Origin of the sequence: Streptomyces chartreusis (assembly GCF_008704715.1) — a bacterium.
Classification (GTDB): domain Bacteria; phylum Actinomycetota; class Actinomycetes; order Streptomycetales; family Streptomycetaceae; genus Streptomyces; species Streptomyces chartreusis.
The window spans coordinates 2,896,058-2,911,181 of sequence record NZ_CP023689.1 but is presented as its reverse complement, the minus strand read 5'-3'; the positions used below and the strand labels follow the sequence as shown (position 1 = coordinate 2,911,181).

Here is a 15,124-nt window from a genome sequence, read left to right as displayed (position 1 = left end):
GCCGTGCATTCCTCCTGCGGGAGTGCACACAGCAAATCCCGCAAACATTCACACTCGCAGCCACACGTGTGACACCTACATGACCGAGCTTCGAAGGAAGCAAGCAAACCCGGGGGGCCTGAGCATGAAGGGCCTGGACGTGAAGGGCCTGAACGTGAAGGACCGGACAGCCCGTTCGCGTAGCCGCATCGGCCGCAACAGTGGAACCCGCGCACTCCAGCGGGTTCTCGGCGTGCTCGCGGTGACCGGTGTCTGCCTGGCGTCGGCACCGCCGGTGTCCGCGACGCCCGCGGCCTCCCGCCCGACCGACACGGGCGCACCCGGCTCCGACGAGAGCCCGGACTTCGGCCTGGCCGACAGCACGGAGTGCGTCTTCGGCGGCGACGTCATCAAGTCCACGCCGTGGTCGCTCCAGCGGATCCTCCTGGACCAGCTGTGGGCACAGGCGAAGGGCAAGGGCGTCAAGGTCGCCGTCATCGACACCGGCGTCGACGCCTCCAACCAGCAGCTGCGCAGCGCGGTGGCGGGCGGCAAGACCTTCGTCGACGGCGCGGCCGACAAGGACATCGAAGGCCACGGCACGAGGGTCGCGGGCATCATCGCCGCGCGCCCGCTCAAGGGCACGGGCTTCGTGGGCATCGCGCCGGAGGCCACGGTCCTCTCCTACCGCTACACGGGCGGCAAGGAGAAGCAGGGCAACTCGGGGACGATGACCTCCGCGATCAAGGCCGCGGTGGCCGCGGGTGCGAAGATCATCAACATCTCCTCGGACACCGCGAACCGCAAGGACAACGGTCCCCTGCGGGACGCCGTCGCGGCCGCCGTGGCCTCGGGCGCCCTCATCATCGCGGCCGCCGGCAACGACGGGGCCGACGGCAAGTCCGCGGACACGTACCCGGCCTCGTACCCGGGCGTCCTGGCCGTGGCCGCCTCCGACCGCAACGACGAACGCGCCTTCTTCTCACAGGCCGGCGACTTCGTCGACGTCGCGGCACCGGGCGTCGGCATGGTCTCGACGGTTCCCTTGGACGGCCAGTGCAGCGCCGACGGCACGAGCTTCGCGGCGCCGTACGTCGCGGGCGTCGCGGCACTGCTGAAGGAGAAGTACCCGGACTGGAGCGCGGCCCAGATCGCCACGCGCATCCAGGAAACGGCCCAGCGGCCGGGGCGTGGCCCCAACCGCTACATCGGCTGGGGCGTCGTCGACCCGGTCGCGGCCCTGTCCGACGGCTCCACGCCCGCCGAGTCCCCGAAGCCGGACCCGCCGGTCGAGGCCGGCTCGGGCGGCGTCGTCCCCATGGCTGTCACCATGGGTGAGACCGAGGCGGAACGGGAACGCCGGGTCGCAATCTACGTCCTGGGAACGGGACTTGCGCTCGCCCTTGTGGTTGCGGGGAGCGGGGTGGCTGTGCGGGACTGGCGTAGCCGACGCGTCGCAACGTCGGGCCGATCCGGCGCATCCGGTCGGGCCGGGCGGGCCGGTCAGGGGCCTGGGCGATGACGGCGACGACAGCGACGATGGCGTGGCGCGGGCACCGAGTGGGTGCGGACAACTTGAGAAACAGGGGAGAGGACAACGGGGTATGAGTAACGGAATGCGGGTTGATCTGAGCCAGCTGGATGACGTCATCCGCAAGCTCAACGGCCTTCTGTCGGACATGGACAAGGCCAACACGAAGGCCAAGTACGAGACGGACATCCCGAGCACGGCCTTCGGCAGCTTGAAGTTCCTGGAGTCCAACGAGCTTCACAGCGCACACCAGGACCAGAAGACGAGAATCGAAAAGATCATCAAGGATCTGCACCAGCTGATCGATGATTTCGGCAAGAGCACCTCGAAGGTCAGGGACAAGTACAGCAACCAGGAGCAGGCGAATGCGCAAGGTGTGAGTGCTGCTCCGGGCGCAGCCAACTAAGCCGTTCAGCGACTGGTCACTGACAGAGGGGACGTTTCAACCATGGCCTACGGCGGTTACTACCAGAGCCCTGAGTACTACGAGGCTCAGGAGAAGGCACGACAGCAGCGGATCGAGGACAAGCACGACGGGAAGCTCGAGTCGCTTCCCAACGGCGGTATGGGCGGTCCGGACCGCAGCAAGCTCGACACGCCCTTCATGAAGATGAGCATTCCTGACCTGCGCGCCATGATCCTGGACGCGGATCCCAACCGGATCTACGAGGTCAGCCAGCACTGGAAGTCGATCCACAACATCCTGTCCGGCGGCGACGGCGACGGAAAGAGCGGTGGCGTCGACTCGGTGTCCGCGAAGGACAGTGTCGCGGGCATGATGCAGAGCGCCGTGGAGAATGTCCTCGAGCACTGGGAGGGCGACGCGGCGGAGGCCTTCCGCAAGAAGGCCAACGAGATCATGCAGAACGTCCGCAACGGCGCTGCTTGGGCCAACCACTACGGTGAGTCCATGCACGGCGTGCAGAACGATCTGCGCAACTCGATGTCCAAGATGCGCGAGGTCGAGGAGCCCGGGTTCTGGGACAAGGCCTGGGACAAGATGTGGGACGACGAGCGCAGCGACCAGCAGCTGCTGGACGACATCAACAAGGGCGTAAGCACTGACGCCGCACGCCAGGCAAATGCCGACTCTCTGTCTGCGGGCAAGGAAGCGCAGCTGCAGGGGGTGGCGATCATGGAGCAGTTGGCGGTCAATTACAAGGCGTACGCGAAGGGCAGCGGCGGGTACGACGACAAACGGGACACGTTTGCGCCTCCCAGCCCTGAAACGCCAATGCCGACGCCAATTTCCATGCCGTCTTCTGGGAGTAAGAGTCCGGGCATGGGAAGCGGCGCTGCCAAGCCGTGGAGCGCAGGCCCGACAACCAGCATCAAGCCGACCCCTGGCGTACCCCGTGACCCGGGCATTACCGGAGGCGCGCAGCTGCCGACGGCTAAGACGAAGATCGACAGCATTTCGCCCGGCCTGAGTGGTACCGGTCCAACACCCGGTACAGGCGGAGGCATCAGCGGTGGCGGTGGCGGAATCGGCACCGGGGGCGCTCAAGGACCAGGCATTGTCGCTGCTGGCGGGGCGTCTGGTCTTGCGGGTGGGGCCGCCGCACGTGGTGGTATCGGAGCTGCGGGCGGTCGTGGCGGTGTCGCTGGAGGCGGGGCAGCCGGCCGTGGTGCCGGAGGCCGGGCCGGTATGGGTGGCATGGGTGGCGGCGCCGGAGCTGGCGCCGCTGGTCGAGGCGGTGCCGGTGCCGGTGGCCGTGGAGCCCTGGCTCGGTCCCGCGGCGGTGTGGTCGGCGCGGCCAAGGGCGTGGCTGGTAAAGGCGCTGGTGGTGGTGCTGGTCTCCACGGAAGTCGTGGAGGATCGCAGCGTGGTGCAATGGCGGGCGGAGCTGGTGGTATGGGTGGTCGCAACGGCCGCCGGTCTGAGGACGAGAACAGCAGGGGCGACCGTCCCGACTACCTGGTCGAGGATGAAGAGACCTGGATCTCAGAAGAGGACCGCAACCGCAACGTCCCGCGGACCATCGAGTAAGCACCTGAACCGGGCGAGACGAGTGAAATCGTCTGCCCAAATATGAAGGCTGGTGGGCCCAGCCGTAGCTGAGTGAGGAGCAAGGAATTGGGTTTCAAACGAGCCTCGTCTGCGACAGGAGTCGTGGCTTTGGCGGGAGCCTTGCTCCTCACTTCAACCCCAACTGCGTGGGCGGATCAAGTTCGAGACGCTCAGTGGCCGCTGACGGTGTATGACGCGGCAAAAGTATGGAAGACCGCTCAGGGAGCCGGGGTAACCGTTGCGGTTATCGATTCGGGCGTAGACGCCAGTCACCCTGATCTGACCGGGCAAGTCCTGCAAGGCAAGGACTACACCGAAGCAGGAGAGCCCACAGAGGACAACGATGGGCACGGCACTGGATTGGCTAGCCTCATTGCAGGCCATGGGCATGGGGCTAACGGATCCGCTGGCGTAATGGGTCTCGCACCGAAGGCAAAGATTCTTCCCGTGCGGGTAGACACGACCGAGGACAAGCTTGATACAGCAGGCTTGGCTGCGGGTGTCCGCTACGCGGTTGACCAAGGTGCTTCGGTCATCAACCTGTCCCTCGGCGACACCAGTGCATACCCTGGTTCCAAAGCAGCCAAGGCTATTGCCTACGCGCAGCAGCACGATGCCGTGGTTGTAGCAGCGACGGGTAACGATGCCGGTAACGTGAGCTACCCGGCTGCGCTACCAGGAGTGGTTGCCGTTACTGCGGTGGACAAAGCCCTTGATTTCTGGTCTAAATCGAACACAGGGAATGTCACTGTTGCAGCTCCCGGGGTCGAAACGGTTCAGGCCGACCCGACGAGTAGCAGCGGTTATGCGCAGGCCGACGGCACGTCTGGTTCTTCCGCATATGTCTCTGCCATTGTCGCGCTCCTCCGCTCCAAGTACCCCGACCTGACCGCCGGGCAGATTATCAACCGTCTCATCAAGTCGGCTTCTTTCCTTCAGCACGAGGGGAAGACCGCCCCCGACAAGGAGCTGGGCTACGGAATTGCCCGCCCCGGCACGGCACTGACGATGAACATCCCCGCGGGTCCCAAGGAAAACCCCTTGGCCAAGGGCTCCTCGTCCACGTCCACGAATTCCGCCGCTGGCTCCGACGACAACGACAGCACCAGCCAGGCCAAGAAAAAGAAGAAGTCCTCTTCGGGCGGCATCCTGCTGATCGCCGGCATCGCAGCCGCAGTGCTCGTAGTCGGCGGCATCCTCTTCGTGGTGCTCCGCAGTCGCCGCAACGGCGGCAACGGCGGCCCCGGCTCCGGCGGCGGAACCCCATCCCAGGGAACCGGCTACCCGCCCCAGCCCCCCACGGGATACCAGCAGTACCCCAACCAGGGCTACCCCACGCCCCCGGGTCAGGCTCCGCAGCACCCCAACCCCTACGCCCAACAGCCTCCGAATCAAGGCCAGTAGGTCAGTAGGTCGGGAGGAGCCGAATTCATCTCCGTCCATGAGGCAGCTGAAGGCGCATCCGGATCAACTCACGGATGCGCCTGCTTCATGATGGGCCGGAGACGACGAGCTCCCGTCGCCTCAAACGCCGAACGGCGTATCCGTACTGACTGAGTGCGGACACAGGTTAGTTAGCGATCTAGGTAATTAGAACGAGGGGAGCCCATTTCAATGGGTGCGATTGTGCTCGTGGTTGGTGTAGTCGGCTTGGGCGCTGTGATCGGTGCCATCGTCGTCGTCGCTGTACTGCGCAAGCGGAGCAACACAGGCACTGGCCCGCTCAATCCTGGGGTCGGAATGCACCCACACCCCCAGAACATGAGCTACCCGCCCCAGCAGCCGGGCTACCCGAATGCCCAACCGCCGTACCCGCCGAGCGCCAACCACGGCTACCCCAATCACCCTGCGCAGTCCCCGCCGCCTCCGAACCCCTACACCCAGCAGCCGCCGCATCAGGGTCAGTAGGAATGAGTGTGCGCGTGCAAGGCGATTTCCGCCTTCCGGCACCCGCCTACAGGCGCGCCTTTGATCACCCTGAGACTCGGGCTGCCTGGGAGCGTACGAACCGCAAGTTGAAGAGGCGGCGGGTGGTCTGGTGGGTCCTGTGCCTGCCGTCGTTTATCGCCGTCGCCTCTCTCATGAGTCCGGACTTCGGTGAAACGGTCAACAAGATCGGCGGCATCGCCCTGATCGCCTGGGTTCTTTCCTATCCGGCCGTTCTCTACATCTCCACCAAATCGGTGGGCTGCGTCAAGCGCATGCGGCGCGTCCTGGAGGCGCACCCTTGGCGCTTGATTCCGCAGGCGCACCGGTCCGGCACGACGTACACCCCCGCCGTGCAGCTGCAATACGCGGAGAATGAGAGGCTGACCGGCCTCATGTCCGTGTGGAATCCCGTCAGGACCTATCGCCGTTGGCCCGAGACCATGGAGTACGGCGCCTGGTACGCGGGTGACACGTTCAACGCCCGGACCGCAAGCAGCAAGGGGCGCGGGGTCCTGACGCTGCCGGGGCTCGGTGACCTGCTTTCAGTGACGCATCGCTCTGGTGATCACTAGGTCCTGAGGTCGCCCTCGGACACGTACCGCTAGAGGATCCTCCGTGCCAGGTCGGCGGCCTGGGCCCGGGCGACGCGGTCCGGGCCTGCCTGCTTGCGGGCGTGCTCCGTCGCGTCCCAGTCGTCGGGTTGCATGAGGAAGAACGTCCCGCTGCTCGGCACGTAGCCGACCGCGCCAAAAGGCAGATCGCCCGCGATGTACACGCCGTTCTCGATGCCTTCGGGCCAGGGGTTCCGCCAAGGGCCCCGCCGCGGCACCGGGTTCATTCGCATCACCGGCGACTCCTCACCCTGATCGGTGTGCAGTGTGAGCGTCATGCTCTTCGGGCGGACCTTGGTCGCTTCGGCGCCGTCCACCTTGGTGATCTGCGGACGGAAGGTGTCGAAGGAGTATTGCGTCAGCGTCCTGCGGCAGGTGCGGGTGAGGAGCACCGCGAGCGGGATCGTCTTGAGCGTGGCGAGGAGACCGAAGATGCCGATGAGGATCATCGGCCCGCCGATGATGAAGATCCAGGACATGCCGGCGCGGTTCGCCGCCGCGCCGAGCGGAGGGACCGCGAAGGCCATGAGGGCGTAGATCAAGGTGTTGCGGATACCGGCCCACCACATCCGGGTGGTCAGCTTTCCGCGCAGCGCGGCGGCGTCCAAAGTTCCCGGTACGTGGGTGCCTTGCATGTTGTCCGGCACTGGCTCTCCTGAAGTCCGTCCCAGCCTGGCTGGTGCTATCCGAAGTCGTTCCGCATGACAGCGGCGGCACCGGTCGGCGCCTCTGATCCCTGGGCGGAACTGCCGTCCGCCGTGGCTCGTTCGGGATCTGTGAAGGTGAGGGTGCGGGAGATCCCCAGCAGTATGTTCCGGTAGTCGTCGGCGGCGTCGAGGTCCGGGGTCACCATCTGGAGCACGATGAGTTCGGGCGTGCTCGGTGCGGCCACCGCGACGATGCCCTGCCAGATGTGACTCGGAAGAGTGTCATTCAGCTCGGGCCGTCGCGACGACCGTGGGGCGGGCAGCCGCTTCTCGGAGAGGTAGCCGAGGCCGCTCGGCAGTTCCAGTGGTCGGGTTCCCTCGCCCCTGCCGTCCGAGGCGCTGCCCGCAAGGCCGGCCACCACGAGCTTCGGGCTGCCGGACGTCGGTAGCGTCGACACGGTGAACACCGACGTCGTGTAGCCGCCGGCATCATCGGGATGCATCCCGAGCGCGCACGCCTGTACCCGGTTGGTGTTCAGCTGGTTGACGATGCCCGCGTACAGGCGCAGGGCCCGGTCCGCCTCCTCCCGTTGTCCGTCCGGCAATCCACGGAGTTGGTTGATGACCTCCAGGAGCTGCTCGGCCGGCGGATTGAGGTCCATGGAGATGTAGCCGACGGGCAGCCCGTACCAGAACGACGGCCTGCGGGTGTTCCGTGGTGTGGTGGTGCTCACGGTCATGCTGTGCCTTCACTCTCGCCGTGGCGGGTCATACGAGGCCGATCAACCCGGCGATGGAGTGTGCCGTCGCGGCGGCCTTCGTGCCCTCGGCGGTGTTGTGTTCGGAGCCGTCGTCGCCGATGAGGCCGAAGCTCTCAGCGGAGGAGATGCCATTGGCGGCGACGTTCACCATGTTGACCTTGATGTCGCCCATCAGCTTCAGCGAACCCATGGCGCTGTCACCGGCCGCCCGCCAGGCGTCATTGGCGTCATCCGCCGCAGAGCGGCCGACTCCGAGGAATCCGCCCTTCACGCCACCCCAGGTCTTGGTGGCGAGGTTGGCGCCGTCGGCCGCGCTCTCGAAGCCTTCCTTGGCCGCGGCGCCCAGTGCCTTCCCACCCGGAACCATGCCGACCAGGTCACCGGCCATGGACGCATAGGCGGAGAAGATGTCCATACCGCTGCCCTGGAACATCAGGTTCTTGCGGAACTCGTCGTCGGAGAGGTTCTTGCCCATGGACACCGCGCTGGCGATGAGCGCGATGGGTCCCATGATCGGAGCCAGGGCGGGGAAGAGGGCGAGCAGACCGGCGATGGCACCGATGGTGCCCGCGTGCTCCGCCAGGAACTTGCCGACCGACTCGAGGACGTCGCCGACGCTCTCCCAGAAGCCCTTGTCCGGAGCCTTCTCAGCGGTCCCTTCCAGCGCCTTGGCGATGATCTCGGCCTCGTGGGAGTGCTCGGACTCGAGCTCCTTGACCCTGCGGTTGAGGGACTCGTACTCGCTGTTGGCCTTGGTCACGGCCGTGCTCGCCTCGTTCAGCTCCCGCTCGGCGGAGCGCAGCCGCGCGGTCGCGTCGTCGGCCTCCTCCTGCGAGGGGAAGGTCTGGTTGGCGAGCTTGAGGTCCGGGTGCCGGGCTGCCTGGTCGTAAGCGTGCTTGGCCTTGTCGGCCGCGGCCTTCTTGTCGGCCGCCTCGTCGTCGTACTTCTTCGCCAGTCCTTGGTTCGAGGCCAACTGGCCGTCCCACTTGTGCAGTTGGGTCGAGGCGGAGCGCAGCGCCGAGGCGGCCTTCTTGATGTACGTCGTCAGGTCGCCGTCGATGGACTTGCGGAACTCGTCGGCCGCGTCGCCCTCCCAGTAGCTGCTCTCGCCGGTGAGTTTCGTCAGCTGACGGTGTGTGTTCTCAAGCGCTGTCGCGGCCGCGGCCACTCGCTGCTGGAGCTTGGTGACCTCGGCGGGGATGCCCGGTACGGGGTTCCAGCCGATGTTCGGGTACGGGTTCGCGGCCACTACTTGCCGCCCCCAGTGGTGCTCTTGTCCGCGATCTGCTTGAGCACCTTCTCCAAGGCCTCCTCGACCTCTTCGTAGCCCTTCTTGTTGGCCTTCACGCCCTCTTTGACCTCGCTGACCAATTCCTTGGTCTTGTCGGACCCGTACTTCCACTCGTCCTGGAACCTGTCACAGGCCTCGTCGAGCCGGGGGGTGCCGATCTGGTCGGCACGCACGTGGTCGAGGGCGGACCGAGCTTCGTTCAGCTCGTCGACGCATCTCTCCAGACTCGACAGGAACTGCTCGAGCTGCCCGATGTCCGTCTTGAAGTGGTCCCCCATGGGCCGGTCTCTCCCCGCTCGGCTCTGGACACAACGGGCCCGGGTGAATCAGATGATCACCCAGGCCTCCGAAGCACCATACATGGACTGATCAGGCGTCATGACCGAGCCTTTGCCGCCGCTTGGCCCTCCGCAGAGTCACCGTGGGATGGGTGCTCGCATGCGGCATGACCCGCGCTGAGCAGCGCCACGAGCCGACGGCAACTGCCGTCGGCGAGCACCGACTCGGCTTCTCGTGAACGAGACTGTCCACCCTCCGGGCACAGTTCCTGCACCGAAGTCCCATGGAACTGGCAGCGGCCGCGCGCCCGCCGTGCCACCCCGGGCTCCGCTACACGAAGAACATCACCAGCAGACTGATGGCGAAGCCGGCCACGCCTGCCGCGATCAAGGTGTAGACCGTGTTGATCAGGCCCTGGCCCGCGGTCTGCCGAGCGTTGCGGAAGTCGGTCGTGCCGCCGAAGGCGAAGCCTGTGGTGGTGCTGAGGAGGCCCAGGGCCAGGGGGATCAGGGCGGCGAACCACCAGACGCAGCCGACCGCGATGGCGCCGGTCCAGCCGTGGTCCTGCTGGTAGGAGGTGTCGCCGGTCTTGAGGGCCTCGATGACGTCGCCGCGCTGGTGCAGGGCGTCGCTCTTGAGTTCGGCGTTGATGTCCTTGGTGGAGCCGTCGGTCGAGGTGAAGGTGCCGTAGCACCACTTGGTCTTCGTCTTCTTGCGTGAGCTGCTCGACGTGCTGGAGCGGTACTTGTAGTCGACGGTGCAGGTCTCGACCGTGAGCTTGCCCTGTGAGGACGAGGAGTAGGTGTACGGGCCGAGGTAGGCGCCCAGGGCCAGGAGGACGAGGCTCACGAGGATCAGGCCGGCGCCGATCAGGCGGCCGAGGCCCGTGCGGTCGCCGGGGGTGGCGGTGGGCGGCAGGTTTCCGTGTACTTGCGTCATGGGGGGCTCCTCAGAGGGCGGTTGCGGGTGTCACAGGGCGAAGGCGCAGACCAGTGCTGCCAGGACGCCCAGGGTGAAGAGGCCGCCCACCAGGGGGCCCGTGACGGTCGGGGTCGGCAGGCGCTGCCAGGACGTCGTGAAGGCGGGGCCGTTGCGGGAGCCGAAGCCGGTGAGGAGGCAGTGGATGCCGGCGGCCAGCATGGCGAGGCAGAGCGCGAGGATCGCGGCGTCGTCTCCGGGAGCGCGGTCCTGGGGCTGCTCGAACGAATCGTCCACCTGCACCACGGGGATTTTCGACCCGGTCTCGAAACGCGATGAAGTGTCCACTTCGATATTTCGGTAAGAGGACTCACCGTGTTGTGCGGTCCAGTTTCCTGTGCAACTGAACTGGAGTTCTGTAGAACGCCGATGCGTGCCGTAATGGGTCTTCGTGTGTACTTCGCATGAAGAAACCGTGAGGGTTCCTTCGGTGCCGTCGCCTGCGAGTTCACTGCGCAGTTCCGGAATGGTCACCGTGGCGACGAGGGCAGCCGTCAACAGCAGTCCCAATCCGATGAGTCTCCCCATCCACAGGCTCTCTGAGCTGCTGTAACGCGGTTGTGCTGTCGCCACTTGGGGGTCCCTTGGATAACTTGACGATCTCTTTACCGATCGACTTTCGGGGTCGTGCGCGAGGAGTCTAAGCTATCGGCCTGTCATGCAATATGACGTGCTGCAAAGGGACTTCGGGGGAGAGTGATGACGTACGACTTCTTTGGCGTGGACACGGACGTACTCCGGCGGCAGGGGCAGAAGTTCGCCGATCTCGGGGGTGATTTCGCCCGCTCCTCCAAGCGGCTGCAGAGCGATCTCGAAGGGATCGGGGAGCCGTGGGCGGACGCTGATTTCGGAGAGATTTTCGGCGAGATCTACACGCCCATTCGTGACGGGCTCTTCACGTCGATGGACAGCCTCGCCGAACGGCTTCAGCAGATCGGGCACAACCTCCAGGACAACGCCCGCAACTACGACACCTCTGATGTGTCGAACAGTGGCCTTCTGGGCGGGATCGCCGGCCAACTGTAAGAGCGTTCACGTCTATTGGGTTATCGGGGTCAAACGGGGATATTGGTATGTCGCTCACTCTGCCCGGCGAGCTTGTCTGGGTGCTCGATCTGCTCGGTTACAGCTGGCCCGAGGCCGACGAGGAAGCACTGCATCAGGTCGCCGAGACCTGGCGTGCCTTCGGCGCGGAACTGGAGAAGATCGAGGCGCAGGGCGAGGGTCTCGCCCGGACCGTCGTCGCGAGCAACTTCGGAACGGCCATGGAGGGCTTCAGCAAGGACTGGGGTGCCTACACCGGCGCGAACGGCGAGGACAGTTACCTCCCGGACGCCAAGACCGCGTGCGAAGTGATCGCCTTCGCCTTCGACTCGGCCGCGGTGGCGGTGCTCACGGCCAAGCTGGCCGTGATCGCGCAACTCATCGCCCTGGCCATCGAGATCATCGCGGCGCAGGCCGCTGCCCCCTTCACCTTCGGGCTGTCCGAGGTCGGTGCGCTGGGCGCGACCCAGGCCACTCGGCTGATCGTCCGGGAACTGCTGGACCGGCTCAAGAAGGAGGTCATGGAGGCGGTCACCAAGGCCATGGAGCACGCCACCATGGACGCCCTGAAGAAGATCGCCAAGAAGGTGGTCAAGGAGCAGGTCAAGCAGTTCGTCCAGGAGAAGGTCGTCGACGCCGCCAAGGACAAGGCCCGCGAGGCCGCCGTCGGCATGGCCCAGAACGTCGGCCGGCAGAGCATCGAGGCGTACTTCGACGCCCGGTCCGGCATCGACCTGGGCGAGACCGCGGACGTCGCCAAGGACGCGGCCGGTGACTATCTGGGCGACCTCAAGAACGAGGTCACCGGGGGCGAGGGGTCGACGCTCGCCGGGTACGCGGATCCGAACACCTACCTCGACCATGCGAAGGAGACCGCCACGGGGGCGGTCTCGGATCGTGCGCAGCAGGGTGTGGATGCGGTGGTCGGGCATGGTGCCGACGGCGGCGCGGACGCCACCCCCGACTCCGGTACGGGCACCACTTCCGGTGCCGACGGCAGGCCTGCCGCCGAACGGGCTCCGGCCGCCGCCTCCGCGGGGCGCTCCGGATCCACCCGTACCGCCGGCTCCTCCAGCCCCTCCGGTGCCGGTGCGGTCGCGGACGACTGGGCCCGGAACGAGTTCGGGTGATGGCGCCGCCGTCACCGCCGCCGCCCGTGCCCACCGCCGCCGACCCGAAGGACGTACCGAACCCATGACCGCGCAGCGGGAGATCCAGGACGAGGAACTGACGGGCGTCGCCCAGGACTCCGAGCAGGCTCTGCGGCTGCACCGGTCGCTGCGGACCATCGCCGACGCGACGTCGCTCGACCCGGACCTGCGCGAGATGGCGCGGTCCGTGCTGAGCGGGGGCGTCGACATCAAGGACGCCTTCCAGGACCTGCGGTACACCGAGGCCGTATTCCAGCGGATGCACGAGATCCGCCGGGCGGCGGATGAGCAGACGTATGTGGAGCAGCAGCAGTCCAAGGCCCGTTTCGCGGAGTGGGACGCCCGGCAGGAGGCGGACCTGGACCGCGAGCGCGCCGAGCGGGACGCGCCGGTGCACGGCTCCGGGCGTACAGGGGCCGGCGGGGCGGCGGGCGGCCCCGGGCGGTCCGCTCGGCGTTGAGGTTTCTCCTCGAAATTTTCACACCGACGCGACTGCCGGTCATTTCAGGGTGATTTCCCTGAAAAGATCCACACGCTATTAAATCGTCGCAATCGCGCGAGTATCCAGGGAGTGAGCGGGGAGAACGGCTTTCGATACGTCAACGCGGCATAGTCGTTGTCGAGTTGCTGCGGTGCGTGAGCTTGACGCACAGGGCGTGTGTTGAGCGTTCGCAAGTGCGTTGGTAGGTTCACGCCGGTCGAGACATGCCGAACCGCCCGATGAGGTACCCCTTGGACAGCGCCGCGAATAGTTCCGAAAAGCGCGTGGACGACTCCGAGTTTCTGGAGATGACCCAGCAGGATCCCGCACAGGCCAAGATCCTGCGGAAGTCCCTGGAGCATCTCGCCTCGGGACTCGGCGGTCCGGCGCTCAAGGAGATGGCCCAGGAGGTTCTCTCCGGACGGATGGGGCTGCGGGAAGCGGCCAATGTGTCCGCTTACGCCGAGGAGGCGGTCGTACAGTCCGCCCCGCTGGCCGAGAAATGGGCCGCCATGTCCGACAGCGAACGTGAGGCGCTCGCCGCGGACGGGGAGCGTCGGCTGGAGGAGGAGCGGCGGCAGCTCGACGACGAGCGGCGTACGGAGTCCGAGAACCGGTCGGGCACGAAGTCGCGTCACGACGGTAGTGGCTGGTCCTTGTACTGAGCCCACGACTGAGTGGGGAGACGGACGGGCCGTGGCCGGTGACCTCGCGGCCGAGGTCGGACCGCCGGTCGTCGATCTGATGCAGGCAATGGGGGAGATGTGAACTTTCGGGTAGAGCCCGGCGCGATCGACGGCTTCTCGAAACTGGTGGGGCGTGCCGCCGACGGCAGCGCCCAGGCCGTGTCGTACACCGGTACGAACGCTCAGATCGACAACTCCGTGGGCGGAGCCGCCTGGGACCTCGTCGCGGGCGACCACGACCAGTACGTGACCGAGGCGAAGAAGGCTCTGGAGAAGGTCAAGAGCCTGATGGAGTCCTCCGAGAAGGAACTGACGGGGACTGCCAAGTACTACCGGGAGACGGACCGGGACACGGCGGCCAAGCTCGACGCCACCTACCCGGGTTCCAAAGTCGGGGACGGCGGCTCCGGCGGCGACCCGCAGGACTTCTCCGATGCCAGCGACGCCGTCGACGTACTGAAGGCGCCCGGCGACCCGAGCAACCCCATCGTCAAATACGCGTCCGGTCACGCCGACGAGTACAAGATGAACCCGGTGCAGAAGACGCTCGGCAGCGTCCTCGACCTGGGCAGTCCGTCCGCGATGGCGGTCGAGGCGTGCAAGCTGCTCTTCGACTTCGACCCCTTCGCCGAATGCACGAACTGGGTGTTCGGCGACTGGAACAAGTACAACGACTGCTCCGACGTATGGGGCAATCTCGCCTCCTTCTGCGATGCGGTCGCCGCCAATGTCCGCAAGGGCACGCAGAACGTCGGTCTGAGCTGGGACGGCAATGCCGCGAATGCCGCGACCGTGTACTTCGACGAGTTCACCAGGAAGCTCGAGGAGATCAAGGAGACCTTCAAGTCTCTCCAGACCTGCTATGCGCAGGCGGCGCAGATGGCGTTCCAGTTCGCGGAATTCCTGAAGTCGTTCCTGGTGATGTTCTCCGATCTGCTCGTCATCTGGCTGGTGAATCTGCTCGCCGCGCAGGCCGTCAACGCCATCCCGGTCGGCGGGCAGGCCGCGTCGATCGCCATGTTCGCGCTGGCCGCGGCACAGGCCATCCGGCTGATGCAGATGTGGGCGGAGGCGGCCAAGGCATTCGATACGTTCGCCTCGGCGCTGGCCGCGCTCGGCGTGGTCATGTCCGCTGCTGTGAACGGCTTCTCCGCGGCGGACGGCTTTCCGCAGGTGGGCAGCAGTGGCTACGATCACGCCGCCGTCTAGGAGCTGGGAGCCCGCGTCATGAGTTGCTTCGGTGGGGCCGGTGACCTCGACCTCTTCCTCTCCCGGGCCCGTGTCATGAGCGTCGGTGCGGTGCAGGTCTGCCTGGCCGCGACGCCGGCGTCGGGGCTCGGCCGTGCCGCGGCCACGCTGCCGTCGGCGTTGTTCCTGGCGTCGATCGAGGGGGCGTAGCGCGATGGGCTTGCTGCCGGGCGGGGATGGCGAGGAGCTGCGGGAGCGGTTCCGCGCTCAGGGGCGGGCGGACCTCGAGGAGGGCCGGCAGCGTGAGGCGCGGCGGGCCCGTGGGATGCACGTGGCGTTCGCGGGCCTGGTGGTCGTGGTCTGCCTCGGCCTCACCGTCGTACGGCTCGGGGCGGGTGATTCGGCGGGCGTCTGGGTCGCCTCGTACGCGGTGGGCGCGGTGCTCGGCGGTTTGGGCTTTCTGCTCGCCCGGCGTGGTCGTACGCGTTGGGCGTTGGCCGCTATTTGCGTCGCCGTGGCGGTGGCGAGTCTTGGTGACAGTCCAGCGTTCCGCTGAA

General features: G+C 66.5%; 18 protein-coding genes. 12 read left to right on the top strand and 6 right to left on the bottom strand.

Going from position 1 to position 15,124, the window contains the following annotated elements; translation table 11 throughout:
- The first annotated feature begins 124 nt into the window (after nt 1-124).
- The 5 genes from mycP to CP983_RS12055 all read left to right on the top strand — a co-directional run bounded on the left by mycP (nt 125) and on the right by CP983_RS12055 (nt 6,022).
- On the top strand, nt 125-1,501 hold the full coding sequence (mycP, locus tag CP983_RS12075; protein ID WP_167537690.1) for a type VII secretion-associated serine protease mycosin: 1,377 nt from the start codon (nt 125-127) through the stop codon (nt 1,499-1,501).
- Nucleotides 1,502-1,583: 82 nt separating this feature from the next.
- Nucleotides 1,584-1,916: a hypothetical protein gene (locus CP983_RS12070; RefSeq protein WP_150499597.1), complete on the top strand. Its 333-nt coding sequence runs from the start codon at nt 1,584-1,586 to the stop codon at nt 1,914-1,916.
- A 42-nt stretch (nt 1,917-1,958) separates the two neighbouring features.
- On the top strand, nt 1,959-3,500 hold the full coding sequence (locus CP983_RS12065) for a WXG100 family type VII secretion target (RefSeq protein WP_150499596.1): 1,542 nt from the start codon (nt 1,959-1,961) through the stop codon (nt 3,498-3,500).
- Between the two features lie 72 nt (nt 3,501-3,572).
- Entirely contained in the window at nt 3,573-4,925 is a 1,353-nt protein-coding gene (locus tag CP983_RS12060; RefSeq protein WP_308436559.1) for a S8 family serine peptidase, read from the top strand.
- Nucleotides 4,926-5,551: 626 nt separating this feature from the next.
- A complete protein-coding gene (locus CP983_RS12055; protein WP_150499595.1) occupies nt 5,552-6,022 on the top strand; it encodes a hypothetical protein in 471 nt (156 codons plus the stop codon).
- 29 nt (nt 6,023-6,051) lie between these two features.
- Here CP983_RS12055 and CP983_RS12050 read toward each other — a convergent pair whose 3' ends face one another.
- The 6 genes from CP983_RS12050 to CP983_RS12025 all read right to left on the bottom strand — a co-directional run bounded on the left by CP983_RS12050 (nt 6,052) and on the right by CP983_RS12025 (nt 10,260).
- Nucleotides 6,052-6,708, bottom strand: coding sequence for a hypothetical protein (locus CP983_RS12050; RefSeq protein WP_150499594.1), 657 nt, complete (start codon nt 6,706-6,708; stop codon nt 6,052-6,054).
- 35 nt (nt 6,709-6,743) lie between these two features.
- A complete protein-coding gene (locus tag CP983_RS12045) occupies nt 6,744-7,448 on the bottom strand; it encodes a hypothetical protein (RefSeq protein WP_150499593.1) in 705 nt (234 codons plus the stop codon).
- Between the two features lie 28 nt (nt 7,449-7,476).
- Nucleotides 7,477-8,718 carry a tropomyosin gene (locus tag CP983_RS12040; RefSeq protein WP_229915062.1) on the bottom strand — a complete coding sequence of 414 codons (1,242 nt, stop codon included), beginning with the start codon at nt 8,716-8,718 and terminating at the stop codon, nt 7,477-7,479.
- Nucleotides 8,718-9,038 (bottom strand): hypothetical protein, encoded by a 321-nt coding sequence (locus CP983_RS12035; RefSeq protein WP_150499592.1) that lies wholly within the window; start codon nt 9,036-9,038, stop codon nt 8,718-8,720. The genes CP983_RS12040 and CP983_RS12035 overlap by 1 nt, the downstream gene beginning before the upstream one ends.
- Before the next feature lie 331 nt (nt 9,039-9,369).
- Nucleotides 9,370-9,978 (bottom strand): hypothetical protein, encoded by a 609-nt coding sequence (locus CP983_RS12030; protein WP_150499591.1) that lies wholly within the window; start codon nt 9,976-9,978, stop codon nt 9,370-9,372.
- Nucleotides 9,979-10,008: 30 nt separating this feature from the next.
- Nucleotides 10,009-10,260, bottom strand: coding sequence for a hypothetical protein (locus CP983_RS12025; protein WP_150499590.1), 252 nt, complete (start codon nt 10,258-10,260; stop codon nt 10,009-10,011).
- Between the two features lie 456 nt (nt 10,261-10,716).
- Between CP983_RS12025 and CP983_RS12020 the strand changes: the two genes are divergently transcribed.
- The 7 genes from CP983_RS12020 to CP983_RS11995 all read left to right on the top strand — a co-directional run bounded on the left by CP983_RS12020 (nt 10,717) and on the right by CP983_RS11995 (nt 15,123).
- Nucleotides 10,717-11,043, top strand: a complete 327-nt coding sequence (locus CP983_RS12020) for a WXG100 family type VII secretion target (RefSeq protein WP_107902222.1) — start codon at nt 10,717-10,719, stop codon at nt 11,041-11,043.
- A gap of 47 nt (nt 11,044-11,090) precedes the next feature.
- Entirely contained in the window at nt 11,091-12,191 is a 1,101-nt protein-coding gene (locus CP983_RS12015; protein WP_150499589.1) for a WXG100-like domain-containing protein, read from the top strand.
- 64 nt (nt 12,192-12,255) lie between these two features.
- On the top strand, nt 12,256-12,672 hold the full coding sequence (locus CP983_RS12010; protein WP_189749091.1) for a hypothetical protein: 417 nt from the start codon (nt 12,256-12,258) through the stop codon (nt 12,670-12,672).
- A 305-nt stretch (nt 12,673-12,977) separates the two neighbouring features.
- Nucleotides 12,978-13,358, top strand: coding sequence for a hypothetical protein (locus tag CP983_RS12005; RefSeq protein WP_229915061.1), 381 nt, complete (start codon nt 12,978-12,980; stop codon nt 13,356-13,358).
- A gap of 99 nt (nt 13,359-13,457) precedes the next feature.
- Nucleotides 13,458-14,588: a hypothetical protein gene (locus CP983_RS12000; RefSeq protein ID WP_150499587.1), complete on the top strand. Its 1,131-nt coding sequence runs from the start codon at nt 13,458-13,460 to the stop codon at nt 14,586-14,588.
- 18 nt (nt 14,589-14,606) lie between these two features.
- Nucleotides 14,607-14,777, top strand: coding sequence for a hypothetical protein (locus tag CP983_RS43940; protein WP_167537689.1), 171 nt, complete (start codon nt 14,607-14,609; stop codon nt 14,775-14,777).
- Nucleotides 14,778-14,781: 4 nt separating this feature from the next.
- Nucleotides 14,782-15,123, top strand: coding sequence for a hypothetical protein (locus CP983_RS11995; RefSeq protein ID WP_150499586.1), 342 nt, complete (start codon nt 14,782-14,784; stop codon nt 15,121-15,123).
- Nucleotide 15,124 lies beyond the last annotated feature (1 nt).

Bases quoted from the DNA above. Each gene is read 5' to 3' on its own strand.
- mycP (WP_167537690.1), top strand. From the start codon at position 125: ATGAAGGGCCTGGACGTGAAGGGCCTGAACGTGAAGGACCGGACAGCC.
- CP983_RS12070 (WP_150499597.1), top strand. From the start codon at position 1,584: ATGAGTAACGGAATGCGGGTTGATCTGAGCCAGCTGGATGACGTCATC.
- CP983_RS12065 (WP_150499596.1), top strand. From the start codon at position 1,959: ATGGCCTACGGCGGTTACTACCAGAGCCCTGAGTACTACGAGGCTCAG.
- CP983_RS12045 (WP_150499593.1), bottom strand. From the start codon at position 7,448: ATGACCGTGAGCACCACCACACCACGGAACACCCGCAGGCCGTCGTTC.
- CP983_RS12035 (WP_150499592.1), bottom strand. From the start codon at position 9,038: ATGGGGGACCACTTCAAGACGGACATCGGGCAGCTCGAGCAGTTCCTG.
- CP983_RS12030 (WP_150499591.1), bottom strand. From the start codon at position 9,978: ATGACGCAAGTACACGGAAACCTGCCGCCCACCGCCACCCCCGGCGAC.
- CP983_RS12020 (WP_107902222.1), top strand. From the start codon at position 10,717: ATGACGTACGACTTCTTTGGCGTGGACACGGACGTACTCCGGCGGCAG.
- CP983_RS12015 (WP_150499589.1), top strand. From the start codon at position 11,091: ATGTCGCTCACTCTGCCCGGCGAGCTTGTCTGGGTGCTCGATCTGCTC.
- CP983_RS12010 (WP_189749091.1), top strand. From the start codon at position 12,256: ATGACCGCGCAGCGGGAGATCCAGGACGAGGAACTGACGGGCGTCGCC.
- CP983_RS43940 (WP_167537689.1), top strand. From the start codon at position 14,607: ATGAGTTGCTTCGGTGGGGCCGGTGACCTCGACCTCTTCCTCTCCCGG.
- CP983_RS11995 (WP_150499586.1), top strand. From the start codon at position 14,782: ATGGGCTTGCTGCCGGGCGGGGATGGCGAGGAGCTGCGGGAGCGGTTC.